24 protein-coding genes are annotated in these 26,867 nt (G+C 43.2%); 10 read left to right on the top strand and 14 right to left on the bottom strand.

Going from position 1 to position 26,867, the window contains the following annotated elements; genetic code table 11:
- The first annotated feature begins 102 nt into the window (after nucleotides 1-102).
- Entirely contained in the window at nucleotides 103-999 is an 897-nt protein-coding gene (dapA, locus tag VIM89_RS18995; RefSeq protein WP_488157784.1) for a 4-hydroxy-tetrahydrodipicolinate synthase, read from the top strand.
- Nucleotides 1,000-1,210: 211 nt separating this feature from the next.
- Here the strand turns inward: dapA and VIM89_RS19000 are convergent, their stop codons facing one another.
- Both VIM89_RS19000 and VIM89_RS19005 read right to left on the bottom strand, forming a co-directional pair.
- Nucleotides 1,211-1,654, bottom strand: coding sequence for a DUF1634 domain-containing protein (locus VIM89_RS19000; RefSeq protein WP_488157761.1), 444 nt, complete (start codon nucleotides 1,652-1,654; stop codon nucleotides 1,211-1,213).
- Entirely contained in the window at nucleotides 1,632-2,468 is an 837-nt protein-coding gene (locus VIM89_RS19005) for a sulfite exporter TauE/SafE family protein (protein WP_488157762.1), read from the bottom strand. The genes VIM89_RS19000 and VIM89_RS19005 overlap by 23 nt, the downstream gene beginning before the upstream one ends.
- Before the next feature lie 127 nt (nucleotides 2,469-2,595).
- On the opposite strand from VIM89_RS19005, the gene VIM89_RS19010 reads away from it, so the two are divergent.
- The gene (locus VIM89_RS19010; RefSeq protein WP_488157763.1) at nucleotides 2,596-3,654 is read left to right on the top strand and encodes a class I fructose-bisphosphate aldolase; all 1,059 of its coding nucleotides are present in this window, start codon (nucleotides 2,596-2,598) and stop codon (nucleotides 3,652-3,654) included.
- 46 nt (nucleotides 3,655-3,700) lie between these two features.
- Nucleotides 3,701-5,539 carry a UbiD family decarboxylase gene (locus VIM89_RS19015; RefSeq protein WP_488157764.1) on the top strand — a complete coding sequence of 613 codons (1,839 nt, stop codon included), beginning with the start codon at nucleotides 3,701-3,703 and terminating at the stop codon, nucleotides 5,537-5,539.
- Between the two features lie 617 nt (nucleotides 5,540-6,156).
- On the opposite strand, the gene dacB is transcribed toward VIM89_RS19015, so the two are convergent.
- Together dacB and VIM89_RS19025 are read right to left on the bottom strand one after the other, a co-directional pair.
- Nucleotides 6,157-7,569 carry a D-alanyl-D-alanine carboxypeptidase/D-alanyl-D-alanine endopeptidase gene (dacB, locus tag VIM89_RS19020; protein WP_488157765.1) on the bottom strand — a complete coding sequence of 471 codons (1,413 nt, stop codon included), beginning with the start codon at nucleotides 7,567-7,569 and terminating at the stop codon, nucleotides 6,157-6,159.
- Nucleotides 7,541-8,974, bottom strand: coding sequence for an APC family permease (locus VIM89_RS19025; protein ID WP_488157766.1), 1,434 nt, complete (start codon nucleotides 8,972-8,974; stop codon nucleotides 7,541-7,543). The genes dacB and VIM89_RS19025 overlap by 29 nt, the downstream gene beginning before the upstream one ends.
- 154 nt (nucleotides 8,975-9,128) lie before the next feature.
- Here VIM89_RS19025 and VIM89_RS19030 point away from each other — a divergent pair, with 154 nt between their 5' ends.
- Nucleotides 9,129-11,378, top strand: a complete 2,250-nt coding sequence (locus VIM89_RS19030) for a sodium-translocating pyrophosphatase (RefSeq protein ID WP_488157767.1) — start codon at nucleotides 9,129-9,131, stop codon at nucleotides 11,376-11,378.
- Nucleotides 11,379-11,578: 200 nt separating this feature from the next.
- On the opposite strand, the gene VIM89_RS19035 is transcribed toward VIM89_RS19030, so the two are convergent.
- Nucleotides 11,579-11,917, bottom strand: a complete 339-nt coding sequence (locus tag VIM89_RS19035; RefSeq protein WP_488157768.1) for a GIY-YIG nuclease family protein — start codon at nucleotides 11,915-11,917, stop codon at nucleotides 11,579-11,581.
- Between the two features lie 133 nt (nucleotides 11,918-12,050).
- Nucleotides 12,051-12,251, bottom strand: coding sequence for a hypothetical protein (locus tag VIM89_RS19040; protein WP_488157769.1), 201 nt, complete (start codon nucleotides 12,249-12,251; stop codon nucleotides 12,051-12,053).
- A gap of 215 nt (nucleotides 12,252-12,466) precedes the next feature.
- Here VIM89_RS19040 and VIM89_RS19045 point away from each other — a divergent pair, with 215 nt between their 5' ends.
- Complete coding sequence (locus tag VIM89_RS19045; RefSeq protein ID WP_488157770.1) at nucleotides 12,467-13,990, top strand: amino acid permease; 1,524 nt, start codon at nucleotides 12,467-12,469, stop codon at nucleotides 13,988-13,990.
- Between the two features lie 99 nt (nucleotides 13,991-14,089).
- On the opposite strand, the gene VIM89_RS19050 is transcribed toward VIM89_RS19045, so the two are convergent.
- Nucleotides 14,090-15,838 carry a PAS domain S-box protein gene (locus VIM89_RS19050; protein ID WP_488157771.1) on the bottom strand — a complete coding sequence of 583 codons (1,749 nt, stop codon included), beginning with the start codon at nucleotides 15,836-15,838 and terminating at the stop codon, nucleotides 14,090-14,092.
- On the bottom strand, nucleotides 15,838-17,400 hold the full coding sequence (locus tag VIM89_RS19055; RefSeq protein ID WP_488157772.1) for an ATP-binding protein: 1,563 nt from the start codon (nucleotides 17,398-17,400) through the stop codon (nucleotides 15,838-15,840). The genes VIM89_RS19050 and VIM89_RS19055 overlap by 1 nt, the downstream gene beginning before the upstream one ends.
- Before the next feature lie 219 nt (nucleotides 17,401-17,619).
- On the opposite strand from VIM89_RS19055, the gene VIM89_RS19060 reads away from it, so the two are divergent.
- Nucleotides 17,620-18,189, top strand: a complete 570-nt coding sequence (locus VIM89_RS19060) for a MarC family protein (protein ID WP_488157773.1) — start codon at nucleotides 17,620-17,622, stop codon at nucleotides 18,187-18,189.
- 133 nt (nucleotides 18,190-18,322) lie between these two features.
- Here the strand turns inward: VIM89_RS19060 and VIM89_RS19065 are convergent, their stop codons facing one another.
- The 4 genes from VIM89_RS19065 to guaA form a co-directional block, all read right to left on the bottom strand.
- The gene (locus tag VIM89_RS19065) at nucleotides 18,323-19,567 is read right to left on the bottom strand and encodes a DUF4249 domain-containing protein (RefSeq protein WP_488157774.1); all 1,245 of its coding nucleotides are present in this window, start codon (nucleotides 19,565-19,567) and stop codon (nucleotides 18,323-18,325) included.
- Nucleotides 19,568-19,675: 108 nt separating this feature from the next.
- Nucleotides 19,676-20,839 carry an RsmB/NOP family class I SAM-dependent RNA methyltransferase gene (locus VIM89_RS19070; protein ID WP_488157775.1) on the bottom strand — a complete coding sequence of 388 codons (1,164 nt, stop codon included), beginning with the start codon at nucleotides 20,837-20,839 and terminating at the stop codon, nucleotides 19,676-19,678.
- Nucleotides 20,836-22,089 (bottom strand): ABC transporter substrate-binding protein, encoded by a 1,254-nt coding sequence (locus VIM89_RS19075; protein WP_488157776.1) that lies wholly within the window; start codon nucleotides 22,087-22,089, stop codon nucleotides 20,836-20,838. Before VIM89_RS19075 ends, VIM89_RS19070 begins: the two co-directional genes overlap by 4 nt.
- The gene (gene guaA, locus VIM89_RS19080; protein WP_488157777.1) at nucleotides 22,046-23,575 is read right to left on the bottom strand and encodes a glutamine-hydrolyzing GMP synthase; all 1,530 of its coding nucleotides are present in this window, start codon (nucleotides 23,573-23,575) and stop codon (nucleotides 22,046-22,048) included. The genes VIM89_RS19075 and guaA overlap by 44 nt, the downstream gene beginning before the upstream one ends.
- 136 nt (nucleotides 23,576-23,711) lie before the next feature.
- On the opposite strand from guaA, the gene VIM89_RS19085 reads away from it, so the two are divergent.
- Together VIM89_RS19085 and VIM89_RS19090 are read left to right on the top strand one after the other, a co-directional pair.
- A complete protein-coding gene (locus tag VIM89_RS19085; protein ID WP_488157778.1) occupies nucleotides 23,712-24,479 on the top strand; it encodes a hypothetical protein in 768 nt (255 codons plus the stop codon).
- Nucleotides 24,480-24,950 carry a hypothetical protein gene (locus VIM89_RS19090; RefSeq protein WP_488157779.1) on the top strand — a complete coding sequence of 157 codons (471 nt, stop codon included), beginning with the start codon at nucleotides 24,480-24,482 and terminating at the stop codon, nucleotides 24,948-24,950. It begins immediately after the preceding gene.
- Between the two features lie 11 nt (nucleotides 24,951-24,961).
- On the opposite strand, the gene VIM89_RS19095 is transcribed toward VIM89_RS19090, so the two are convergent.
- Nucleotides 24,962-25,141, bottom strand: coding sequence for a hypothetical protein (locus tag VIM89_RS19095; RefSeq protein WP_488157780.1), 180 nt, complete (start codon nucleotides 25,139-25,141; stop codon nucleotides 24,962-24,964).
- A gap of 43 nt (nucleotides 25,142-25,184) precedes the next feature.
- The gene (locus VIM89_RS19100; RefSeq protein WP_488157781.1) at nucleotides 25,185-25,580 is read right to left on the bottom strand and encodes a VOC family protein; all 396 of its coding nucleotides are present in this window, start codon (nucleotides 25,578-25,580) and stop codon (nucleotides 25,185-25,187) included.
- Nucleotides 25,581-25,701: 121 nt separating this feature from the next.
- Here VIM89_RS19100 and VIM89_RS19105 point away from each other — a divergent pair, with 121 nt between their 5' ends.
- Nucleotides 25,702-26,250: a GNAT family N-acetyltransferase gene (locus VIM89_RS19105; RefSeq protein WP_488157782.1), complete on the top strand. Its 549-nt coding sequence runs from the start codon at nucleotides 25,702-25,704 to the stop codon at nucleotides 26,248-26,250.
- A gap of 33 nt (nucleotides 26,251-26,283) precedes the next feature.
- Nucleotides 26,284-26,867, top strand: a 584-nt coding sequence (locus tag VIM89_RS19110) for a CE1 family esterase (RefSeq protein ID WP_488157783.1), incomplete at its 3' end; no start/stop codon positions are given.

Here is a 26,867-nt window from a genome sequence, read left to right on the forward strand (position 1 = left end):
GTTCGGGATGACGTGGTAAGTGTCGTAAACCACAAAAAACTAACCTCTAATCTCCCATCTCTAATCACTAATCACTATCTTTACACTCTTTTTATTACGACAATGGAAAAATTTTATGGCACAGGCGTGGCTATGGTAACCCCTTTCGATGAGAACGGACAGGTGGATTATGCAGGCCTCAGGAATCTGATCAATTATTTGATCGACGGCGGGGTGGAATACCTCGTATCATTAGGTACAACCGGCGAATCTGTCACATTGAGTAAGGAAGAAAAGAAGAAGGTTTTTGAATTTACTGTACAGGTTGCTGCTGGCCGTGTTAACCTGGTTGCCGGCATAGGTGGCAACAACACCCATGAGATTGTTAATGAAGTAAAATCTTTTAATATTGCCGGTTACGATGCTATACTATCAGCAAGTCCGGCTTATAACAAGCCCACTCAGGAAGGTATTTATCAGCATTATAAAGCGATTGCTGAAGTGTCTGCGTTGCCAATCATATTGTACAACGTACCGGGACGTACAGGCAGTAATGTAAGTGCTGAAACTACGGTAAGATTGGCTAAAGATTTTAAAAATATCATCGGCATCAAAGAAGCATCAGGCAACTTTGACCAGCTGAACCAGATCATGCGCGACAAACCAGAAGACTTCTTATTGATCTCCGGCGATGATCCTATTTCGCTGCCAATGATTGCTTTAGGTGGAGTTGGTGTGATATCAGTAGTTGGGAATGCGTTGCCAAGACTGTTTTCAGACATGATCCGCCTTTGCTTAAAAGGCGACTTCAAAGCTGCACAGCCTGCTCATTCATCGGTTATAGAATTTACCCGGATGATATTTGCCGAAGGGAACCCGGCCGGTGTAAAAACTGCATTGAAAGCATTAGGTGTTTGCGACGATAAAGTAAGATTGCCGTTGGTGCAGGTTAGCGCTAAGCTGGCTGAGAAGATCGTTGAAGAAACCAGGCAATTGGCTTCTGCGGTAGCAGTTCATTAAAAGCAAAGTATTGGTTCAATTGCAGCCGCATGGACTCACCCTCCCAACGAAAGTCGGGACTACGCTGTTCCACCCTCTCTATGGCTTGCCATAAGGAGGGTCGAAAAAAATCCCCTCTTTACCGCTTGCGGAAGAGAGGAGGGTTGCGCGAAGCAATGACCGGGTGAGTAATCTGCAAGCGACATTAACATCAACGCAGTACCGCAAATGCTTACCCTGCATGCCCGCTGATCATACTTGCCAGGATGATCAGCAATACAATCAATGTTATAAAAGTATACAGGTAGTCTTTCTCCAATAAAAATCCTACTGCCGAAAATGCAACCCGTATAACCGGCGTAGCAATTAGTAAAATAATTCCCAGCTGAATAATTGCTTGCCCTTTCATACTAACGACGCCATTAATGATTCCGCCGAAGCTATGAATGAAATCAGGAACGCCTTTAAATGTCTTGTAATCCGGGATACTATAGCCATGCCTGTATACAAAGAATACACCGCCAATAACTACAAGAACCATAGAAACAGCAACTCCACCCCTTAAGATCCAACCGATGATCAGCTGCATGTCCTTATCTTTAAGACCGCCGGGTTTGCCTTTTTGCTGATTTGTTTCCAGGGGAACAGGCGAATTATATGTTTCCTTTGATTCCATTATAGATCATTTGGATGGACAATACGGTAACTACAATAGCAAAGGTCCAGCGCAGCCATTTGGATGATGAGCTATGCACCAATATTTTCGATCCGCTGATAGCTCCTAACAAAACACCAATTACTACCGGCATGGCGATGCCCGGATGGATATATCCCCGTTGAAGGTAAACCACCGCGCTGGCAGCTGCGGTAACGCCTATCATGAAATTACTGGTTGTGGTAGAAACTTTAAAAGGGATGCGCATAATACCATCCATTGCAACTACTTTCAATGCACCCGAACCGACACCGAGCAAACCTGAAATGATACCTGCAAAAACCATCATAAAGAAGCCACCGGCAATATTGGTTACGCTATAGCCGATCACCTCATCATTCATTGGGTAATTACCGCTAAGCCTGAGTCTTTTGGAAAGAAATGTTTCTTTATGAATGATCTGTTCAACCTTATTACGTAGTGACATGATCGCTGAAAAAATAAGGATCAGGCCAAATATAATTGCGATTGCATTAGTTGGAACATAAATAGCCAGCACAGCACCTGTAAATGCGCCTGCAGTAGTAGCGATCTCCAAAAACATGCCTATCCTGATATTAGTGATACCTTCCTTAACATATGCCGCCGCCGATCCGGAGGAAGTAGCTATCACAGACACCAGTGATGCGCCGATAGCATAATGCATATCAACCTTAAGCAGGAGTGTAAGCAGGGGAATGATAATAAAGCCACCGCCCAGACCCGTTAACGAGCCAAGAAGGCCTGCAAAGTAAGAACCAAGCAATAGAATAACAGTAAATACTATTACCGACATAGGTGGGCAGAATTAGTGAGAGCCCAAATGTAGCAATTGTTTTTCGGGGGCAGATATTTAGTAAAAAAATATCCGTTGTAAACAGAACATGCCGTAATTTGTATTCACAATTACAAATACCTACGTCATGGCATCAAAGAAAATTACCGATCTGTTGGGAGATCAGGCCAAGGACCTGCTTACCCATAAATGCAACACCTTTCCAAAAGATCAGCTGAACCTGCCTTCACCCGATTTTGTAGACAAGATTTTTGGTCAAAGCAACCGCAATCCGCAGGTTTTGCGCAATCTGCAGGCGATGTATGGGCATGGCCGCTTGGCAAATACGGGTTATCTGTCGATCCTTCCTGTAGACCAGGGGATAGAGCATACTGCAGGCGCATCCTTTGCAAAGAACCCGATGTATTTTGATCCGGAGAACATTATCAAGCTCGCTATTGAAGCGGATTGCAGTGCGGTGGCTACCACCTTTGGCAACCTGGCTTTGATGTCGAGAAAATATGCGCACAAGATTCCGTTTTTAGTTAAGATGAACCATAATGAACTGCTCACTTATCCCACCAAATACAAGCAAGTGATGTTCGGCACAGTAGAGGATGCCTGGAATCTGGGTGCCGCCGCAGTAGGCGCTACCATCTATTTTGGATCAGAGGATTCGGACCGGGAGATTGTGGAAGTAGCACAAGCGTTTGAAGAGGCGCACTCCATGGGTATGGCTACGGTATTGTGGTGCTATGCACGTAATAATGGTTTTAAGAAAGACGGAGTAAATTACGAGACTTCAGCCGATATTACAGGCCAGGCTAATCATATCGGGTCGACCATACAGGCTGATATCATCAAGCAAAAATTGCCCAATGTGAATGGCGGCTTTACTGCAATCAATTTTTCAAAAAGCGACCCGCTGATGTATTCCAAATTAACTACAAAGCACCCTATAGATATGTGCCGTTACCAGGTGGCAAACTGTTATATGGGCAGGGCGGGACTGATCAACTCCGGTGGTGAATCGGAAGGTGCATCAGACCTGGCAGATACTGTAAAACATGCTGTAATAAATAAGCGTGCAGGTGGTGCGGGGCTAATCGTTGGCAGACGGTCATTCCAGCGCCCGTTTAAAGAAGGCGTTGAATTGCTGCATACCATACAGGATGTTTATTTGGATAAGGAGATCGATATAGCTTAAAACTTCATTTTTTGGTTACTTTTGGCAATAACTATTTCACCTGCCAATGGGTTACCCGAGTTTACAGGCCTGCATTGCCGATCTTGAAAAAAACGATCATTTAATAAGGATTAAAGAAGAGGTGAACCCATACCTGCAGATGGCAGCAATCCATTTGCGGGTATTTGAGCACCAGGGCCCGGCAATCCTGTTTGAAAATGTAAAAGGCAGTAAATTTCCTGCAGTCTCCAACCTGTTCGGGACGCTTGAGCGCTCCCGTTTTATTTTCAGGGATACACTGGAGCAGGTGAAGACACTAATCGAGTTGAAGAATAATCCGATCAAAGCGATTAAGCATCCTTTTCAGTATGCTAATGTAGGGCTGACCGCATGGTCTGCTTTGCCGATGAAAGTTAGCGGTAATTCACCGGTTAGTTTTGGGAAGGCAAAAATCAGCGACTTGCCGCAGATCGTGAATTGGCCCAAAGATGGCGGTCCGTTTATAACTATGCCTCAAGTGTACACTGAGGATGCCGATAAGCCCGGAATTATGGATGCCAACCTGGGTATGTATCGTATTCAACTGGCGGGAAACGATTATATCACTGATAAAGAAATTGGCCTCCACTACCAGATACATCGCGGAATAGGTGTACATCAAACCAAAGCCAACGCAAAAGGACAGCCATTAAAAGTGAGCATCTTTGTGGGGGGGCCGCCTTCACATCCGGTAGCTGCGGTGATGCCATTGCCTGAAGGATTATCAGAAATTACTTTTGCAGGGGCATTGGGCAAACGCCGCTTCCGTTATTTTTATGATGACGAAGGTTTTTGCATTTCAGCAGATGCCGATTTTGTGATTACCGGGACTGTAATGCCGCATGACAATAAACCCGAAGGCCCGTTTGGCGATCACTTGGGTTATTATAGTCTAAAGCATCCTTTTCCGCTGATGAAGGTGCATAATGTATACCATCGTCGGGATGCTATTTGGTCATTTACTGTTGTAGGTAGGCCACCGCAGGAGGATACCAGCTTCGGTGCTCTTATCCACGAGATAACAGGCGCGGCTATTCCTAAAGAAATACCGGGACTGCATGCTGTTAATGCCGTTGATGCTGCCGGTGTGCACCCGCTTTTGTTTGCTATAGGCAGTGAGCGTTATACACCCTATTTAGATGAACGCAAGCCACAGGAAATACTTACCATCGCCAACCAAATATTAGGAAAGGGACAATTGAGCCTGGCAAAATACCTGTTCATCGTTGCTAAAGAGGATGATCCAAATCTTAGTGTGAATGATATTGGCGGTTTCCTGAAACACGTACTGCAACGCATCGACCTTACACGCGACTTGCATTTTTACACCAAGACTACCATTGATACCCTTGACTATAGCGGCAGCGGATTGAACTCGGGAAGTAAAGTGGCAGTGACAGTGGCAGGAGCGGTAAGGAGAGAGCTTTGGAGCGAATTACCTGCCGGATTTGTTTTGCCACGACCATTTGAGAAATTTAAAATGGTGATGCCAGGTGTACTCGCTATTGAAGTTCCCAAAAATATAAAAAATAGCGATCTGCCAATCGTATTTGAAATACTGGATGAACATTTACGTGATCAGGATTTAGATAACCTGCCACTGCTGGTATTATGTGATGATGCTGATTTCACTGCTCAAAGCATCAACAATTTTGTATGGGTGACCTTTACCCGCAGCAACCCTTCTCATGACATTTATGGCATCGATAGTTTTACTGAGCACAAACATTGGGGCTGTAATGGTCCGCTGATCATCGATGCGAGGATTAAACCACATCATGCGCCGGTGTTGGAAAAGGATCCTGCAGTTGAAAGGACGGTAGATAGAATGGGGGAGAAGGGTGGTGCGTTGTATGGGGTTATTTAAGGTGGTTGTAACATCTGAGATGTTTCAGGTAAATAAAATAAGCCGTTCGGCTCATAGCCGCTGGGGCCTAGTTACTTTTCTCTTGATAGAAAAGTAACCAAGACCGAGCGATAGCGAGCTCATGAGCACCTTTGAAAAACAAACAACTGCGAATAACTCAAGACAGAAAAAAGCTTCATCCCCCTCTGCCGGTTCTTAACGCTTTCTCCGTGCTGCGCACATTGCGAAAGCTAAACCGTCATTCACGCCATACACCCGGCCCGCTTTTCTGTCAGCCCCGCACTCTTTTCGTATGGGGCATTTATAGAACCCATGGTATCAAATGGACCCGGTCAACAGACCAGCTTCGGGCGAAATCAATCAAAACAATGGTGGCCTGCGTAGTGGAAAGGGCATTAGCAAACTTTGCTGAAGCGAGGGCTTTGCGGGAACGATAGTAGGGCAAAGTATTGCAGCCCGTGGTTTTGGTTGATTGCAGGGCAAAGGCTTGTTGCGCAAAGAAGCAAGTGTCTGTTGACTTGATTTTTTGTTACTTTTTTATCAAGAAAAAAGTAAAAGAGCCTCCGCGGCAATTGAGCGGCCAGAACATCAATTGAACCGGTAACCTATAATCAAACCTACTTCAATTCATCCAATACCCTAAACATCTTCTCCTTAATCGCCCTGCTAGAACCATTAAAGTTATTCACCATAATAGAAAAGCAAAGCTCGCGACCGTTGTGCGTTTGATAGCCCGCATAGGTGAGTACATTCAGAATACTGCCGCTTTTCATCTTCATGTTATTATACACCGGCAAACTTTCATAAAAATCCGGGTACCAATCCGTGCCTTTAGCTGATTTGAGGACGGTTGCCATGGTCATGGTAGTTACGCGGTCGCCGGGAGAAAGACCGCTGCCATCAACTACATTTAATGAGTGCGGATCAATACCACGCGCTTTCCAGAAATCCTGTTCTACTTGCACACCGTTATCGGTTGATGGCTGTTTGCCCGATTTCCACGCGATGGTTTTGAGCAACTGCTCTGCATAGAGGTTAATACTTTTCTGATTGAGCCAATAAACGATCTTACTTAATTGCGGGGAAGTTATAGTAGTCAGGTTGGTAGCGATTGTTGGTACAAGTTGGCTCGCAGCATTCAGCGATAATACAGATTCAGGATCACCTGTTACGGCAAATCCTAATCTTTTCAACGTATCGGTCAGCCGGTAAGCCGCATCATACGCAGGGTCGGGGATGGCAACAGATATGCTTTTCTTTTCCTGGTCCTGTGCATAAGTGCCGCGGAGGTACATTAGTTTGGTGCCAACGGGCAGGTAGCCATAGGCATCATCTCCGGTACCTGAAGGTGCGTTTAGTAATTCGCTTTTATAGTTCAGGTAAGGCGTGCTCGGGACAGTCCGAAGTACGCTGATCGGTGTATTTACCGCCCCTGTTTTTAATTTGATATCGAATTGGTTTTCGCGCCAGCAAAGGCCTGAAGTTCCTGCGCCGTAGTAGTTGCCTACATCCATCCAAATCCAGCCGTTGGGCACTGATTGCGTCCCGAAGATGGAATCATCGCCTACCACATGCCCATTGATCTTCTTGATGCCCGCTTTTTGTATCGCAGCTACCAATTGCATTAAAATATCATTCTCGTGATGGCCGCTATATCGCCAGCTTCCTAAGGTCGGGTCACCTGCACCTTTAATGATGAGGTCGCCATTTAAAGTACCATCTGCAGAAATAATACCGCTATATCCGAACTGGGTTTGGTATTGAAAATCCTTACCCAGTATATTAAAAGCGGTGATTGAAGTAATCGTCTTAAGCGTTGATGCTGTAGCCAATCCCATATTCGGGTTAGCAGTGAAAACAGTCTCGCCGGTTTTGGCGTCGAGCACCGTTAACGATACCGAAGCATATTTGCATTGACTGTCGGCCTGCAAACGGTTAAAGGCAATTTGTAAGCGCGATTGCAGAGTTTGTGCACCCACAATTCCGCCTATCAGTATAAAATTAGTCAGTATTAAGGCTTTGATCCTCATTAGTTGAATTACGTTGTGAAAAATAATAAATAGGAATACCGATCAATACAATGATCAATCCCGGCCAGGTAAAGTTAGGCTTATAAATAATGAGCAGGATGCAAAATGCAATACCCATCAGGATATACAAGGCTGGCAACACAGGATATCCAAAAGCTTTGTAAGGTCTTTCAATATCGGGACGACTTATCCTTAGTCTGTAAATGCCAAAAATAGTCAGCACATAGAACAATACAACGACGAATGAGATCATATCCAATAGATCACCATATTTCCCGCTAAGGCAAAGGAGCGATGCTACCAAAGCCTGTATCCACAATCCAAAACCCGGAACGGCATATTTGTTCAGCGTGCCTGTTTTTTTGAAGAATAAGCCATCCTTCGCCATGGTATAATAGACCCTCGCCCCGGCAAATATCAGCCCGTTGTTACATCCGAATGTAGATACCATGATCATTAACGCGATAACGATGGTGCCGGCATTGCCAAAGATTACGTGCGACGCAGCCACTGCTACGCGATCTTTTTCGGCTGTAGCTATTTCATGTAAAGGCAAAACGGCAGTATAAACTACATTCGCCGAAACATAGATCAGTGTAACGATGAGTGTGCCGAAAAATAAGCTTAGTGCTACGTCGCGTTTTGGATTACGCATTTCCCCAGCAATAAAAGTCACGCTATTCCATGCATCACTGCTGAAAATAGAGCCAACCATGGATGCCGCGATAGCACCAAAAGCTGCTGCAGTGGTGTATTCAGCAAAGCTGCCATCCATATTCAATTTATGCAAAGTCCATGCATCGCTCCAGTTAAGATGCCATGTGCCGCTGTTTAATGCTATGAATCCGAAGATGATCAACCCGAATAAACTCAGCAGTTTGGCTAAGGTGAATGTGGTTTGAATGATCTTACCACTTTTTACTCCTCGTGTATTGATAAATGTGAGGAATACAATCACAACGATAGATACGATTTGTGCCGCACTGATCTTTACAAAACACAAATTGAAAAGAATATTATCCTCACTAACTGCAGGAATAAGATATGCTGTAAACTTCGAGAAAGCCACTCCAACAGCTGCGATAGTACCTGTCTGTATAACAGCAAAAAAGCTCCATCCATATAAAAAGCCTATCAACTTATTGTAGGCTTCTTTCAAATAAACATATTGTCCGCCTGCTTTCGGGAACATACCGCTTAGCTCACCGTAACTTAAGGCAGCGGTTAAAGTCATAAACCCGGTGATGAGCCAAACAACGATAAGCCATCCTGCGGAGCCAACGTTTCGTGTGATATCGGCGCTTACAATAAATATCCCCGAGCCGATCATCGACCCGGCGACAAGCATGGTGCCGTCAAGCAATCCAAGCTCATGTTTCATTTGTGATGGTTGAGATTCCTTCATGAAGTCCAGTTAAGTTGAAAACCCTAAGCTATTCAAAAAATTTATAATCGGGCTATGCGTGGTTAAGAAATTAAATTTGCTATTTTGCCTACCGCAATTATTTTTGCGTTCAATCACTCTAAAATACAATCAATTATAAACCAAATTTTTTAACATGGATTTTTTGTACAATAACCTAATTTACTTTATTCCAATTATGGGATTTATCGGCATCCTGTTTATGCTTGGTAAGTCTTCATGGGTTACCAAACAAGACGCGGGCGATGGTGATATGACCGAACTTTCGGGCCACATAGCCGACGGTGCGATGGCCTTTCTGAAAGCAGAATGGAAAATTCTGAGCTACTTCGTGATCATTGCAGCAGTTTTGTTGGCCTGGTCTGGTACCACTGTGCCTAACTCAAGCTGGGTGATCGCCATTTCGTTTGTTACCGGCGCGTTCTTATCTGCTTTTGCAGGTTTTATCGGTATGCGTATCGCAACTAAAGCGAATGTTCGTACCACGCAGGCTGCGCGCACAAGCTTAGCTCAGGCGCTGCGTGTATCATTTACAGGTGGTACAGTAATGGGCCTTGGTGTTGCCGGTTTGGCCATCATCGGTCTGGGCTCATTGTTTATTGTATTCTATTCCATGTATGTAAAAAGTGTAGGCGGCAACGTGAATGGGGAAGCAATGGCGAAAGCTTTAGAGGTTCTTGCAGGCTTCTCATTAGGTGCTGAATCTATCGCACTATTTGCCCGTGTAGGCGGTGGTATTTACACCAAAGCTGCCGACGTAGGTGCCGACCTGGTAGGTAAAGTAGAGGCCGGTATCCCTGAAGACGATGTACGTAACCCCGCTACCATTGCTGATAACGTAGGCGACAATGTAGGTGACGTTGCCGGTATGGGCGCCGACTTGTTTGGCTCGTACGTAGCAACTATGCTGGCTACCATGGTGCTTGGCCGCGAGATCGAGTCACACGATAGCTTTGGTGGGATTGCCCCGGTGCTATTGCCAATGGTGATTGCAGGATTGGGATTGATCTTTTCTATTATAGGTGCCGCTTTTGTTAAAATAAAAAAAGAGACTGACAGCGTTCAAAACGCATTGAATATAGGGAATTGGGCATCAATTGTTCTGACAGCTATCGCAACTTACTTCGTGGTACAATGGATGTTGCCGGAAGGCGAATTTCATATGACCCGCGACTTTGTTAACGGCTCATTAAAAGAAGGCGCCTCTCACTTCACCCGTAGTGGCGTTTATGGCGCTATCATAGTTGGTTTGGTGGTAGGTACTTTAATGTCGATGATCACCGAGTATTATACCGCGATGGGCAAACGCCCCGTATTGGGTATTATCCGCCAGTCGTCAACAGGCCACGCTACTAATATCATTGGCGGTTTGGCTGTTGGGATGGAATCAACCGTGTTGCCAATTTTGGTATTAGCAGCCGGTATTTATGGATCATATTACTGTGCAGGTCTCTATGGTGTGTCCATCGCGGCAGCAGGCATGATGGCTACTACAGCAATGCAATTGTCTATTGATGCCTTCGGACCAATTGCTGATAACGCCGGTGGTATTGCTGAAATGAGCCGCTTACCAGAAGAAGTTCGTCACCGCACAGATAATCTCGATGCAGTTGGTAACACTACTGCCGCAACTGGTAAAGGTTTCGCTATTGCATCAGCAGCATTAACTTCATTAGCGCTATTTGCCGCCTTTGTTGGAGTAGCAGGTATAGATCATATCGATATTTATCATGCTAACGTGTTGGCTGGTTTATTTGTGGGCGGTATGATCCCATTCATCTTCTCCTCACTGGCTATTTCGGCAGTAGGTCGTGCAGCAATGGCGATGGTGGAAGAAGTTCGCCGCCAGTTCCGCGAAATACCAGGCATCATGGAATACAAAGCAAAACCAGAATATGAAAAATGTGTGGCGATTTCAACCAAAGCTTCTATCCGCGAAATGGTGGCTCCGGGTCTGGTTGCATTAATCACTCCGGTTATCGTAGGTTTTGTATTCGGTCCTGAAGTATTGGGCGGTTTATTAGCAGGTGTTACGGTATCAGGCGTGTTGATGGGTATATTCCAAAGCAACGCCGGTGGTGCATGGGACAACGCTAAAAAATCATTCGAAAAAGGTGTTGAGATCAACGGCGAAATGCACTACAAGAAATCTGATCCGCATAAAGCATCAGTGACCGGTGATACCGTGGGTGATCCGTTCAAAGATACCTCTGGTCCGTCAATGAATATTCTGATAAAATTGATGTCAATCGTATCGCTGGTTATTGCGCCTCACTTGAACCCGGCAAATAGCGCGAAGTCAGCAAGTATCGATCACCAGGTCAAAAAAGAGATCAAGGTGCAATCGATGCATGTGCAGGCTGCTAAGATTGATAAGAAAGCATAAGCAGAAATAATCTTAAATGAAAGGAGCTCAGGAATGAGCTCCTTTTTTGTTGGGTGAAATGATGGAAACATAAAATCACGTCATTGAAGAACGAACTAATCTCCACAATACTTGTCATGCTGAACGATAGTGAAGCATCTGTTGCGAATCCTATCTTGGTTACCGCGCATCTGTATGGTTGATTTTCGCTATTGCTCAGGTTATAATGGAGTTGAGCCATCTACTTTCTTAGGTGGCCATTCCATGATATCATAATTCAAAAACCGCCATTCTGGATTCTCCACCTCTATTAATTTATTCTTCTTGCTTCTTGTCCAGCCTTTTATCTCCTTTTCTCTTTCGATAGCATGGTTGACGTATTGATATCTTTCAAACCATACCAAGAAAAAGCATTTGTATTTACTCGTAAAGCTTTCTTTTTGATCGATGCCAAAATAGTGTTCATATAGTCGTCGCTCTAAATCATTAGTGACGCCGGTGTACAATACTGTTTTATTGAAATTGGTGAGAATATAAGTGTAGAAGTTATATTGACGCATATTTGGTTCAGGTTCAATTATAAGATTAAGGTAGCAACAAAGCTACGTAATAGATTCTTCGCTATCGCTCAGAATGACAACCTGTATAAAATTGATATATGAGGGCGCTGAAGAGTAGTGCCGCACATTTGCATTACTTCGAACGTCTTTGCTTTACATAATCGTCAAATGACATAGATGGCTCCTGGTCATTTTTTTTAGATTCATCGTAAAGCTTTATATCTTCGAGCTCCTCCAGTTCTTCCAATAACTGTTCATACTCACTTAACGGGAGTATTACGGATACCTTTTTACCTTGTTCGTCGGTAATATATTGAGGATGTATGGTGTTCACTGCTTAATCGTTGTTAATGTAAATTTAGTAAATATATTCCGCTATCAAAAAACCGGGATATAAAATCAAACTAGTCCTTCGAGCCCTTTCCTTCAATATTTTTTCAAAAAATATGCCGATCTCCCTCAGTTTTATGGCTACTTTAGATTTTGAATAAAATTAATTACGTTTGGAAAAAACTGATTTTATCTCAATAAAACAAAACTGATCTTATAATGAGTGTATTCGTAAAAAAATCAATTTCATCATTGCTTGCGTCGTCGGAAGAGGGCGGACACACCTTAAAGCGTACGCTTGGTGTGTGGAGCCTTATTGCCCTCGGTATTGGAGCGATTATCGGCGCAGGCCTTTTCGTAAGGACAGCGGCAGCAGCAGGCGGTTTCGCAGGCCCTGCAGTTACCATTTCGTTTATTATTGCTGCTGTGGGCTGCGCTTTTGCAGGTTTGTGTTATGCAGAATTCGCCTCCATTATACCCATCGCCGGCAGTGCCTATACTTACGCTTATGCAACGATGGGCGAAATAGTGGCCTGGATTATCGGCTGGGCACTCATTCTTGAATATGCACTCGGTGCCGCAACAGTCTCTATCAGTTGGAGCGAGTACGCAAATAAGCTGGTCGGCGGAAAAATACCCTATGAATGGTGTCATTCGCCGATGGAATCAGCTATAATGAATGGTGTTCATCATCATGGAATTATTAATATCCCTGCGTTGGTGATATTGCTTTTACTTTCATTGTTACTGGTGAAAGGTACGCAGGAATCAGCAATCGTAAATGGCATCATCGTGTTTTTAAAAGTGGCCATCGTACTAGTGTTTATCGCTATCGGCTGGGGCTTTATCAAAGCTGCCAATCATACCCCATATATTATTCCTGCTAACGCTCCTCCGGCAACATTGCCTGATGGTACTCAATACTCTTATCTCGACTTTTTCCATCACGGCTGGGGCGGGATACTCCGTGGAGCAGGTATTGTGTTTTTTGCCTTCATAGGATTTGACGCGGTATCAACAGCTGCACAGGAAGCTAAAAATCCAAAGAAAGATATGCCTATTGGTATTTTGGGCTCATTGGCTATTTGCACCGTTCTGTATATCCTGTTTTCATGGGTATTAACTGGTGTAGCACCTTACCAGGATTTTATGCACGCTGGTAAAGAAGCTTCTGTGGCTTATGCAATTAGTACTTATATGACAGGGTATGGATGGTTATCCACATTGGTAACCATTGCTATTTTACTGGGCTTTTCGTCTGTAATATTAGTGATGCTGCTTGGCCAGTCACGCGTATTCTATACAATGTCAACCGATGGCTTATTGCCAAGAGTATTTTCCGATCTGCATCCCAAATTCAAAACTCCCTATAAGAGCAACCTGATATTATTTGTGTTCGTGGGTCTGTTCGCTGCTTTTCTTCCCGAAAGTGTTGCAGGCGACCTGACTTCAGTAGGTACTTTGTTTGCATTTGTGCTGGTTTGCATTGGTGTCACGATTCTCCGGTATAAAGACCCTAACCTGGTGAGGCCATTCAGAACACCACTGGTGCCTATAGTGCCGTTCCTGGGTGGTGCTATCTGTTTACTTATGATAATTAGTTTGCCTTTACCTACTTTGGCGAGTGCTTTTGGCTGGATGGTAATAGGGCTGCTCATCTATTTAGGCTATAGCAAAAACAACAGTAAGCTGGGTAAAATGGGTGATGCTTTACCCCGGGCTTCGGATTTTGAAGAGAAGTAAACTCTGATTTACTACAAAATAGTAAGGCCTCCCTTTCTGTGGAGGCCTTTTTGCGTTTAAAGAACTTGTGCTGAACCATCAGCAGCCTGGTGATAAAGTTTAGGCGTCCTGAAAAGCAAATTTTATAGTGGTCACAGCCCCTAATCCCGGCCCGTCACTGTTGATATCAAATGTTCCGGCGTGGCTTTCTACTATCGAACGGCAATTGTATAAACCAAGTCCTGTACCTTTTTTCTTAGTAGTAAACCCACGCTCAAAGAAATGCTTACTGGTCTTCGTATCAAAGCCTTGCCCATTATCTGCGATCTTCAATAAAATATATTCATTGGTTGATTCCATTGAAACGGAGATAAACTTGCCCTCACTTTCCATGTCGATAGCCTCTAGACTATTTTTGATCACATTCAGCATCACCTGCATCAGCTTGGTATGATCGCCTTTGATCACATAATTGCCCGGCTTTACATTCACGTTGAACTTTACCCCCTTCTTATCAAACGAAGCAAAAAGCATCGAACGGCAATCATCAATAATGCCGCCCAGGTTCACGGGTTTTCGCTCCTGAGAGGCGCCGTGGCTACGAACGGATTGGCGTTGTATATTAAGTATCTCCTGTATGTGCGAAACGATGTTTAACAGCTCAGCAATGGCCGTACTCATTTCTTTCTGGTTATCACCCTGACTTTTGGCAATACCTTCGGTGATGGATACTAATGCAGCAGCCTTATCAGCGCCAATAGCATTTCCGATAGCTGTTTGCTGAGATTTCAGAAATGTACCCAGGTTGCGGATGCTTTCTAAATTATTACTCTCTGCTACACGATTTATTCTTGTTAGATACGAGCCGAATCCTACCAGCGCATTTCCGATATCATGCAAAACTTCTGATGCGATCTCGAACTTACCTTGTGCAATCGCTTTTTCAAGTTCCTGTTCCTGCTGCAGCAGAAGCTGGCTATTTAATATTTTTAACTCCTCTGATTGTGCTGCTAACTCTTTATTCAGTTTGTTTAGGGCTTCTTCAGCGCGTTTTCGTTCAGTAATGTTATGGCCCAACCCAAGTATACGGCTGATCTTACCATGCTCATCGTAAACCGGAACCTTTGAAGTCGACAACCAAAACCGTTCGCCTTTATCGTTATATAGAAATTCTTCCCTGTTTAATAGTGGTTCGCCTGTGCGCAACACTTCCATATCGTCTTTATAGGCACGTAAACCGATACTGTTTGGAAAGAGCTCCAGATCAGTTTTACCAATCACATCAGCCTCACATTTGGCGCCTATGGCAGCTACGTCGGCCCGGTTGGCTATGATCTTTCGGCCTTCGGCGTCTTTTACATAAATTGTATCTGGGAGATTGTCTATCAGGGTGCGCAGCAATATTCGCTCGCGCTGAATTTCTTCCTGCGCCTGCTTTTGATCTGTAATATCTACGTGAGTCCCTATAATACTTGCTATACCTTTATTATCATCTGCTTTTAGTAACCCACCCCTTGAATATATCCAGATCCATTTGCCATCAGCATGCAGCATGCGGAATTCGCATTCATACAGTCCTTCAGGATTCTCCAGGTATTCTAAAAACTTGCGCATTGCTTCCGGACGGTCCTCTGGATGAAGCAGGCACGTCCATACTTCATTTAAATTCAGCCTGTAATCGTTAATATCCCGCCCCAGCATAGAAAAATAGATATCATTACAGTCCATCTCTCCATTAGACGGAAAATACTCCCAGGCACCGGTTTTCGACATGGTGAGTAACTGCCGGTATTGCCTGGTGGTTTCTTTTCGGACTGATTGTTGCTGACGGTCTTTTGTCGCCTTTTTATTTAAAACAGAACCTGACATTATAAAGGTAACGCAATGGTGAAGATGGCGCCATTATTATTGCTGACGCCTATTTTGCCGCCGTGCGCGTTGATGTATTGCTTCACAATAGCCAGACCCAGGCCTGTGCCACAGCGTTTATTTTTCGTTACAAATGGTTCGAATAAGGTGCTCATGATATCTTTCGGGATACCCGGACCATTATCACAGATCACCAGCATCAGGTGTTTATTTTCAACCCAGCCTGAGATGTGGATAGTAGGATCAGTAATTTTATGATCATGCAAAACGTCGGCTGCATTATTCACCAGGTTGCTGATCACCCTTCTCAATTTACTTTCATCACCCGGAACAACTTGTCCATCCGGCAAATACGAATGGATGGTGATGTTTGACCAACCTTCGTGGATTTTAGCCAGTTCAATGGCGTCGCTAACAACTTTATTCAAATCAACCGGTACTTTTTGTACAGGTATTTCTTTCAGGAAGTCGAGAAAATCTTCAAATATATTAGACGCCTGTTCTGCTGATTGGTCGATCATATCGATCAGCTCGTTACCTTTGCTTTCCTGGCGCATCATATCCGTCATGAACTTGATGTTCTTAATAGGTGTGCGCAGATCATGCATCACCATACCAATCACCTGACCAACGGCGGATAATTTTTCCTTTCGGATCAGTTTTTCATTTAACTCAGCATTGCGAATAGCCTGGGCTGCGTTTTGAACGAACAACTTCAGCAGGTACATCTTTTCCGTTTTGAGCTTCTCCTGTTTTTGCAATAAGGCAAACACATAGTAGTTTTCAAGACGTGCTAATACCAATTCGTCCAGTTGAATGACCTCATCTTTTGCAATGTCCGCATTTCTTACCCTGTCGGTAAGCTGATCCACATCCACACGTCCTTCAATAGCGCCTATAGAAAGGATTTTTTCATAATGAAGGTCTTTATCCAGCTTGCCTATCAGCGCCATATCGGTATCCAGCGAGCCTGCAAGCTGTTCAAGTATATTTTTTAGTAATGAATTAAGCTGATTTCTACTTAAACCTATTGACGATATCGACTCAATCAGTTTCTCCAGGTTACGAAGTTTATTATAATCGGTAACTGCCTTTGTTGCTATTTGGATGATCTCTTCGGGCGCGTAAGGCTTGCAATGATAACCAACATTCTGGCCGGCCTGCTCAACTATCTCGTCGATAGAGCGATCACTGTAAGCGGTAACAAAAATGATCTCGGCCTTTGCATCGTATTTCCTGATCTCAACGGCTGTTTCTAAACCACTCCACCCAGGCATACGCATGTCGAGGAAGATCACGGCATAAGGATGACCATTTTCAATAGCTTGTTTTACTTTTTTAACGCCTTCCATCCCGTTCGAGGCTTTATCAACGGTAAAGGCGGGAATACATTTTGTACGGGTGAGCAACAAGGGTTTAGGGCTGCCGAACAGGATATCAAAAGCACTGTCGATATTGTGTTGTTCTTCCGACTTGCCGTGCGGCATCAGAATGTCCTCGATATTATCCCGCACCATCTCCTCATCGTCAATCACCAGGACAGATGTATTAACTTCGTTCATAGAGTTGTAAAAGGTTTCAATTCAGAGCTTTTACGATTTTGGCAATATTTAGTTGCGGGATTTGGTTATATTATAATAATATTATTTGAATATTAGAAGTGTCAAAACAACACATAAAATAATATCGGAGCCGATAGTTTCCATGTCAGTCTTTTTTATCAGATTTATATATTTGATAGTTTTGTTTGTGTGTTCGTTCACATCTTAAACCAGAGGCCTATGCACCCTTTTGTAATGAAAGAAATCCTGTCGGTAACGACTATCCTGTTTGCTATCATCGATATACTTGGTGCTATACCGGTGATCATTGAATTGCGGCAAAAGGCAGGGCACATACAGTCGGAAAAAGCTTCAATTGCGGTGTTGGTACTGATGATCGGTTTCCTATTTGCAGGAAATGAGCTACTCGATCTCATCGGGCTGGACATACAATCTTTTGCCATTGCCGGATCGCTGGTGATATTTTTTATAGCGATGGAGATGATCCTCGGTATACGTTTTTTTAATGAAGAAATGCCCGAGACGATATCCATTGTTCCGCTGGCCTTTCCTTTAATAGCCGGTGCAGGAACTATGACCACTTTGCTCTCGCTTAAATCACAATATCAAACACAAAATATTGTGGTAGGCATTATATTAAACACGCTGTTTGTATACCTGGTGCTCAAAAATGTAAAATGGCTCGAACGCCTGCTGGGTAAAACCGGGTTAAGCATTCTCCGTAAAGCTTTTGGTGTAATACTGTTAGCTATCGCGATTAAATTGTTTAGAAGCAATACGCATTTGTAGGAAGTTGATGTGCAGATGCTAGAATGTGCAGATGTGCAAATGAAATTCAATATGAGTTAATGACAACGACGGCGTAACCGAAAGTATAATCTCATGCTGTTGATGATAAGAACGGGATCTCATCTCCCTATAGTTATTGCGGCCAAAAAGCCGGCTTTATATCAGAGCCACGCAGGGTGCAATCGGCACATTCGGGTATGGTAGCCGTGTAACCGACAATTCCCTGTCCGGGTTGCGATATTGGTTCAAGTGGCAATAACGGCGCAGTGTTCCCGCCGTCTTTATTATAGTTGATATATTCGTCTACCTGGTTAATTGTAATACCGCCCGCAACAGCTGAAAAGTAACAGCACGGAATTCTATAATGATCATCAAAAAATATCTTACAATCCGCATAATACGGCGTGAACTTCCAATTATAGATCAATTGTCCTTTTTTGATAAATATGCGCTGACTTGTACTGGTCCCGGCGCTTATGTATCCCAAAACGGGTTCGGACGGATCTGAGACATTATGAATATTCCCCGCTATCTCAGAAGGTTGGGCATCAAAAATGCTCCCTAATTGCTCGGTGTTTTTCTTAAGGTTAGTATAAAAACTATAAGCTTCGGGGGTTAACGCATATTGATTTACCAGGATGCTGTACTGATCACCCAATTTCTCAGATGTGGAAGGTATCGTGACTAAAAGACTATTTGAGATAACGTTTTGTGTCAATTTAGCCGATGATCCTAAAATGATAACACTTGATTTATTGCTTTGCCAGCAGTTATAAATATTATCGTGTACCATATCACGCGGCAGAACAGTATCACCGTTCGACTTATAGTAAGATTCAAGAGCCGGGTGTATTTCCCAGGTCTCCTGGTATTCCCAGCGATAATAACGGGCCTTGTTGTTGGCATCGTGGGTGTTAGCATAAATATTTAAACCCGGACCTGATGTAGTGCCATTCTGATCAAAGCTTACGCTATCAATAGGGGGCGAAGTAACTACCGGGACATAATCAGAAAGATACTGTTTATTGTTCGTGGTTTTAATATTCAGCCGATATTTGTGTGAAGCATCAAGATTTAATCCTGCACACGCATAAACGCCGTCCGAAATTTCTGTTAAAGGGTAAGAAACATTTTGGTCGCCTTCTATTTCCACTAAAGCATTCAACTCGGGATTAACCGAGGTTTTGCTTGATATTTTTACTGTCCGGCTAAGTTTAATAATGGTTGAGTCGCCACCGCTATTGATCAATCCCTCCACAACCAGGTAGCTACCTGAACCGTTTGTTAATGGCGGATCATAAGGTTTTCGGCAACTAAATGTTACGATTAGCAAAAGGAATAATAATAAAACCTTACCCGGATATTTTTTAGTCGGCATTGATTTATAGCTGGTTGAATTTCAACTATAAATTTAGTAAACGTTCACTAATGTTTTAGTTTATTTATTGAAAAATTTCTGATACAGTAATATCTGTGCATGATTAGATTAGGTTTTCACTAACCTGGCCACAAACATAGTGTCAGCCTTATTCTCATAACCCTTTAATATGGTTTGTTGCTCCAACTTTAAACCTGCTTCTTTTACCAGGAAATCCACATTCGCTTCATTTTCGGCTTTAAATGCTGAGCAGGTGATATAAATAAGCGGCTTACCGGGTTTAAGGTACTTCACCACGTTGCGGACAATGCTTTGTTGCAACTTTTGAAAGAAGCTGATCTTTTGTGGTTCAAACTGGCTGATCATTTCAGGCGTTCGTCCCCAGGTGCCTGAGCCGCTGCATGGGGCGTCAAGTATGATACCATCAAACTCATAATTATGCAGCTCCGGGTCGACGTTTTGGGTTAGATCTAATATCTTCCTTTGGTACTTGATCAATCCTGCCTGCTGGAAACGCTCATCCAGGTTGGCGAGGATCGATTCGCGAATATCGGATACAACAAGTTTCAGATTAGGTTCAAGTTCGTGGAGCAGCAGACTTTTGCCACCAGAGGCCGCACAAGCGTCCCACCAGGCATCCCATTTTTCGGGTTTAAAGTAATTGGCTGTTTGCTGCGAGGATAAGTCCTGCACCTCGAAAAAGTTTTGCTGCGGGAAAAGTGTTTCTAACCGGGTGCCATTGGGCAACGAGAAACAGCCGTTGCCTTCATCTTTAAAAGTGATCGTCTCTTTGGTGAGTACCGACTTTACATTTTGCTCAAAGCCTTTGCGAACACGAATAAACAGATCAGGCTGAACAAAAAAGGATTTTAAGAAAGCTTGTTTATCAATCCCCTCTGAAAGCTCATTCGACCAGGGAAAAACGTCCGTCAGCTTAAAATCTGGATAGGCAGTTTTAACCAGCTTAAGTTTCTCATCAATATCAAAACCAATGCAAAGCGCCCATTCCGGTTTAAAATGCTGAAGGAACGAGTTGGTTTGCGAATTGCATAGAAACTCAGCTACGATGAGGCGGTCTTCTGTGGGCGTATTATAAAGTGCCTTACCTAAACGAAAATAGTTATACATCAAACGGTTGGCTACGCGCCGGTCGTTTGATCCCATCTGTTTATTCTGACGATAGAAACCTGGCAAAAACTTACTTAGGGGCGTTTCGGCCGGGTAGCTACCCAATATTCGCTGAAACGTTTTAAGCTGGTTTAATGCCTTCATTCTACCTTTTTTAACTCAAAATTATCGTATTGGAGCACATTTACATGGGTGTTGATCCACCCGAGCCCCGGTTTTTTGATAAATCTATATTTATTCAGCAATCCGGAAAAATCTTTTTTGTCCAATTTTTTCAGGTCATCCGGATTTTCGCCCAATAAAGCGCCAAAATACATGCCTTCATCAAAGCCCATCATGGCATAATGAGTAGGTTCGCTGTGGTAAGTTTTGCGATAATTGCGGATAAAGGCGTTTATCTGGGGCGACTTATAATCCACCCGGTCCGTATTGGTGATATGCGTTTTCAGTCGTTGCAGCAAATCAGGTTTAAGATAACTGAACTTTGCCCAGCTTGGGTGGCCAAACAAAGTAACTGGGTATTTTTTTGCAAGTGAATCCAGCGAACGCAGCGTTACTACCAGGAACTGTTGATTAGTAGATGGTATCACGAATACATTCTCTTCGGTTGCTGATAGCTGAGGCACCAGTTCATCCAATCTGCCGCGGACAATAGTAGGGGCGATGATTTTGGTTTTGCGTTTGCTCAAACTATCTATCCCTTTTTTGAAAGGAGTGATGTACCTGTTATCATCACTGTAGCCTGATTTCAGTATAAAAACTTTCTTAGGCTTGTAATGCTCATTGATATATTCAGCTGTCCCCCATGCATGATATTCCAACGGCGTGGCTACTGTGACTAAAAATTGATCTTTTACTGTCGCCGGTGCAGCAGGTGAAAGAGGGGACACCGTAGGAATTACTTTTCCCGAGCCAGCCAGCACGTTGGTAAACGCCTGCAGATCGTCAGGGAATACAGGGCCAACAACCAGATCACTCGTACGGATAGCAGGAGTTACCGCCAGATTGCTTGACGCCGCAGGTGCATCTTTGGTATCAAACACCTGCAGCTTATAGTTGTAACCTTTACCGGTAAGCGAATCCAAAGCCAGTTTAAAACCCTGGTAATAATCTAATGAAAGATTAGCCCGGCTTAAAGTAGCTGGTGTGTATTGTGCACCTGCGTTTAGATCGTCCAAAGTAAACGGCAACAGCATGGATATGGTGGATACCCTTGAGACTGCCGGTTTTTCAGCTGCTTTTTCAGCTTCCTTTTTTGCTTCAGGCGTTTTTGGATGTGGCGGAGCGGATACAGTTCGCACTTTTGGCGAACATGCCGCCAATGCCATAATACCTGCAAAAACTAACCACTTACTCCCACTCAATAGTAGCCGGTGGTTTGGAACTGATGTCATATACTACCCGGTTGATACCTTTTACGTTGTTAATGATCTCGTTTGAGATTTTGGCCAGCAAATCGTACGGAAGGTGGCACCAGTCGGCGGTCATGCCGTCTAATGATTCCACCGCGCGAAGGCAAACTACGTTTTCGTAAGTACGCTCATCGCCCATAACACCTACCGATTGCACCGGTAAAAATATGGTACCGGCCTGCCAAACTTTATCGTAAACACCGGCCGACCGCAAATTGTTGATATAAATTGCATCAGCCTCCTGTAATATGTGTACTTTCTCTGGGGTAACCTCGCCTAATATCCTGATAGCCAGTCCCGGACCAGGGAATGGATGACGGCCTAAAATATTCTGATCAATGCCTAAAGCCTTACCTACTTTGCGAACCTCGTCTTTAAATAAGGTATTCAAAGGCTCAACCACTTTCAGCTTCATAAAATCAGGCAAGCCGCCCACGTTATGGTGTGATTTAATAGTAGCAGACGGCCCTTTTACAGATACCGACTCGATCACGTCAGGATAAATAGTGCCCTGCCCAAGCCATTTTACATCCTGCACCTGGTGTGCCTCATCATCAAATACCTCGATAAACACACGGCCTATGGCTTTGCGTTTTTTTTCAGGATCGGTCAGTCCTGCAAGGGCGTCGTAGAAACGTTGTTTGGCATCAACGCCTTTAACATTCAGGCCCATGTGTTTGTAGGAGTCCAATACGGATTCAAACTCATCTTTCCTCAGCAGCCCATTATCTACAAAAATGCAATACAGGTTTTTGCCGATTGCATGGTGTAATAACACAGCAGCTACCGATGAATCCACGCCACCGGAAAGACCAAGCACCACTTTATCGTTCCCTAATTTTTCTTTCAAAGAAGCTACAGTCGTTTCAACAAACGAATCCGGTGTCCAATCTTGCTTGCAGTGGCAAATGTCAACCAAAAAGTTTTGCAGCAATTGCTTGCCGTCAATACTGTGTGTTACCTCCGGGTGGAACTGGATACCATAGGTTTCAGTATCTTTAATATGATATGCAGCTACCTTTACAGTTTCGGTGCTGGCAATAATTTCAAAATCATCTGCAATACGGGCGATAGTGTCTGCATGCGACATCCAAACCTGCGAACCTTCCGGAACCTGCTTGAATAGCGGATGACCTTTCTCGATATATTGAAGATTCGCCCGCCCATATTCACGCGTGCTTGATGGGAGTACTTCCCCGCCATTGAAATGAGCAATATATTGCGCACCATAGCAAACGCCTAATATCGGCATTGTTTTGTGGTGCTTTGAAAACTCAAAATGTGGTGCATCTTCCTGGCGAACTGAATATGGACTGCCTGATAGGATGATGCCTTTTACTGAACTGTCGATTTCGGGAATGTGGTTGAACGGGTGGATCTCACAATAGATATTGAGCTCCCTGACACGGCGCGCTATTAATTGGGTAAACTGAGAGCCGAAGTCAAGAATGAGGATTTTTTCTTGCATGGGCAAAGATAGGCTTTAGATGTGATATTTGAGATAGGAGATTTGAGATTCTCAATGAATGGATTAATTGAAAATTAAAATCTAATGATTAGAATTGTATAAGTCTAAAAATATTAAATATTCTATTTTTGTAATAATGGAAGAAAAGGGATATATCGAAATAAAAATAGAAGGTAAAATTGGCAGTCAACCCCTTAAGCCAGCCGACGTTGATATTTCTGATATCAAGGAGATAATTAATGATATTGAAACATTCTTATATCCGACCCGGAATGAAAAACTAGATAGACCACACATATCCTACAAAATAGAAGAAGGTTCAGCAAAACATTTATTTTTTTTACCAATTTCCGGCGTGCTTCTATTTAACGGATTGACAGGCGAGATTGCCAATAGAGGGACTGTGGATTTTCTGGACTATAAGAGAGCAGAAATTATTGAAAAATTTCAACGAAAAGCTAAAGAAAAGGATTTTGAAATAACATTTACCAATTCTTTATCTGACTCAAGAATACTTAAAATAACGAAGGATACTAAATATTTTAATGGTTTAGCTGAATATATAGATACAGAGCTAATACTGTATGGCAAAATAAATAGTGAAGGAGGGAATAATCCTAATTTTCATATTGTAACTAAAGAATATGGACGCCTTACAGTGGAGGCTACTGAGCAACAATTGGTAGAAGGTGAAAAACGTTTGTATAAAGTTTATGGTATCAGGGTTCGCGGGAAGCAAAATATTGCAGATGGTAAACCTTTTGATTTGAAATTGATAGATTACATCGAATATAACCCGGTATTTGATAAATCAGAATTAAGTGTATTGATTGATAGAGCGGCTAAAAACTGGAACACTGTTCCGGATGTTGATGCCTGGCTCGCAGAAATTAGAGGAGTTTAAATGAATAGTATTTTAATTGACACTTCTTTCTGTATTCGTTTAGTTAAAAAGGATGACCCCTTGCATCAAAATGCTATAGATTATTTTGAACACTTTCTTGAAAATAAAATTGAAATCTATTTATCGACTATCGCGATTGCGGAATACTCTGTAAAGGATGATATAAAAAATCTTCCTTTAAGAACAATGAAAATAACACCATTTGATTTCTTTGATGGTGTTATAGCAGGTGAATTTTATTCAATTCTTTTGAATAGAAGAGACGAAATGAGAGATATTGAGAGAAATGTTATAAAGGACGACTGTAAACTAATTGCACAATTATATAATCGTAAAATTGACGCATATATAACTAAAGATCGGAAATCGTTCGGGCAAATTATTGCGCCGATTGTAAAAGAAAGAGGATTCTCAATCAAATTATTGGATTTAAGTATTCCGTTAAAAGATTTTAAAGGAGAGTTATTTTAATCGATGATTTCTTATTCTCTTTCCCATTCATCTCTCAATTTTAATTGAATGGTTAAAGGGTCTTCTGTTTGATTTAATACCCCATTATATTCCCTGGCGTTAAAACCACCTGAAGTCTTTTCTTTATAAAGCTTCTTCTCTATAGCTTCAATTTCCTTTTTGCTGGTGCCCTTCTTTAATACTAGCATCATGATATAACAAATTTAAGAAAATGGATTGGCATTATGTCACTTCTTAAATCATCCCCTCCGGAACCGAATGCAGCGCAATTCGATTTCCTTCCGTATCCAGAAAAACGGCCATATAGCCATGTTCAGGTGATATTTGTGTTTTGGGGATAATAACTTTTCCACCGGCTATTTTCACTTTATCTAATACAAGTTGCACATCAGGGTTTCCGTTCAGGTAAACCAGCGGACCGCTTTGGGCTGATGGTTTATAAAAATCGCCGCTGCTGCAGATGGCACCGCCAATACTCATCGGGCTTTCTGTTGGGAATAGTCTCATTTGCAGCTGGGGCATATCCAGCGGGGTCATTTTTATATCGAAAATGGTCTCATAAAATTTTTGCGCGCGATTAAGATCGGTCGCGGGGATTTCGAACCAGCTAATAGCGTTTTTGAATATCATAGGGGTAATGGTTAATGTCCGAAATATATGAAATAAATATTAAATATTTGCTGAAATTAAACTATAAGGAAATTTTGGTTGTCTATATAAAGACTCACAGAAAATAGATATTTTAGTTGCTATGTCATTAACTACCCGTTTAGCCACTTTTGAAGACGTAGACGAATTGCTGCAGCTGATCGCATTGTCGGCTCGTGGGTTAAGTAATGGTTATTATTCTGATGCACAAACCGAGGGCGCTATTAAATATGTTTTTGGTGTTGATAGCCAATTAATACAGGACGGTACTTATTATGTGGTCGAATCAAAAGACTGCCTGGTGGCCTGCGGTGGATGGAGCATGAGGAGCACCCTTTATGGTGGTGACCAGCATAAAAGCGATGTCGATCCGTTGCTTAATCCCGCGGTTGATGCTGCCCGTATCCGGGCATTCTTTGTTCACCCCGACTGGGCCCGGCAGGGGATAGGCCGGATGCTGATCACCCATTGCGAAAAGGCTGCTCATCAATATGGGTTTACTAAAATGGAGATCGGCTCTACGCTGCCCGGCGTCCCGCTTTATGAGTCGATGGGCTATCACCAATCAAAAAAGATCAGTGTACCATTGCCTGATGGCGGGCATTTGCCGGTGGTAAATATGAAAAAGGATTTAAACCTTTCGCGCAGTTAAAGTCCAATGGATTTTAACCGTTACAGCCTCAATATGAAAACTTTAACTTTTTTATCACTGATCCTGTTGTTTATAACAACAGCCGCAACTGCTCAGCAAAAAAACGAGAGTATTATTGTCGACCAAATGCGCCGGGAGTTTGTAACCTATTTGCCACGCGGCCTCGGTGATAAGCCGGCAGTTGTTATTTCATTGCATGGCAGATTGGGAACGGCTATCCGCCAAATGACTTTTGCTGATTTCAGACCGCTTGCCGACAGGGACAAGTTTATCATCGTTTGCCCGCAAGGGATCGAGCGCAGTTGGAATGATGGCCGAGGTACGCCTGCCAATTCAAGAGGAGTTAACGATGTGAAGTTTATTGATGAGCTGATCACGTATGTTATCGACACCTATCATGCTGATCCATCCAGAATTTATGTGACGGGGATGTCGAACGGCGGCTTCATGTCCTCACGACTGGCCTGTCAGCTTAACCAGCGCATAGCGGCAGTAGCTGTTGTAGCCGCATCTATGGATCAGGATATGGGTTATCAACCTGCTCAGCCCATGGCTATAATGTATATCCAGGGAACAAAAGACCCATTAGTACCATTCAATGGCGGGAAAATGAAAGG

It is taken from the genome of Mucilaginibacter sp., from assembly GCF_036568825.1.
Taxonomy (GTDB): Bacteria; Bacteroidota; Bacteroidia; order Sphingobacteriales; family Sphingobacteriaceae; genus Mucilaginibacter.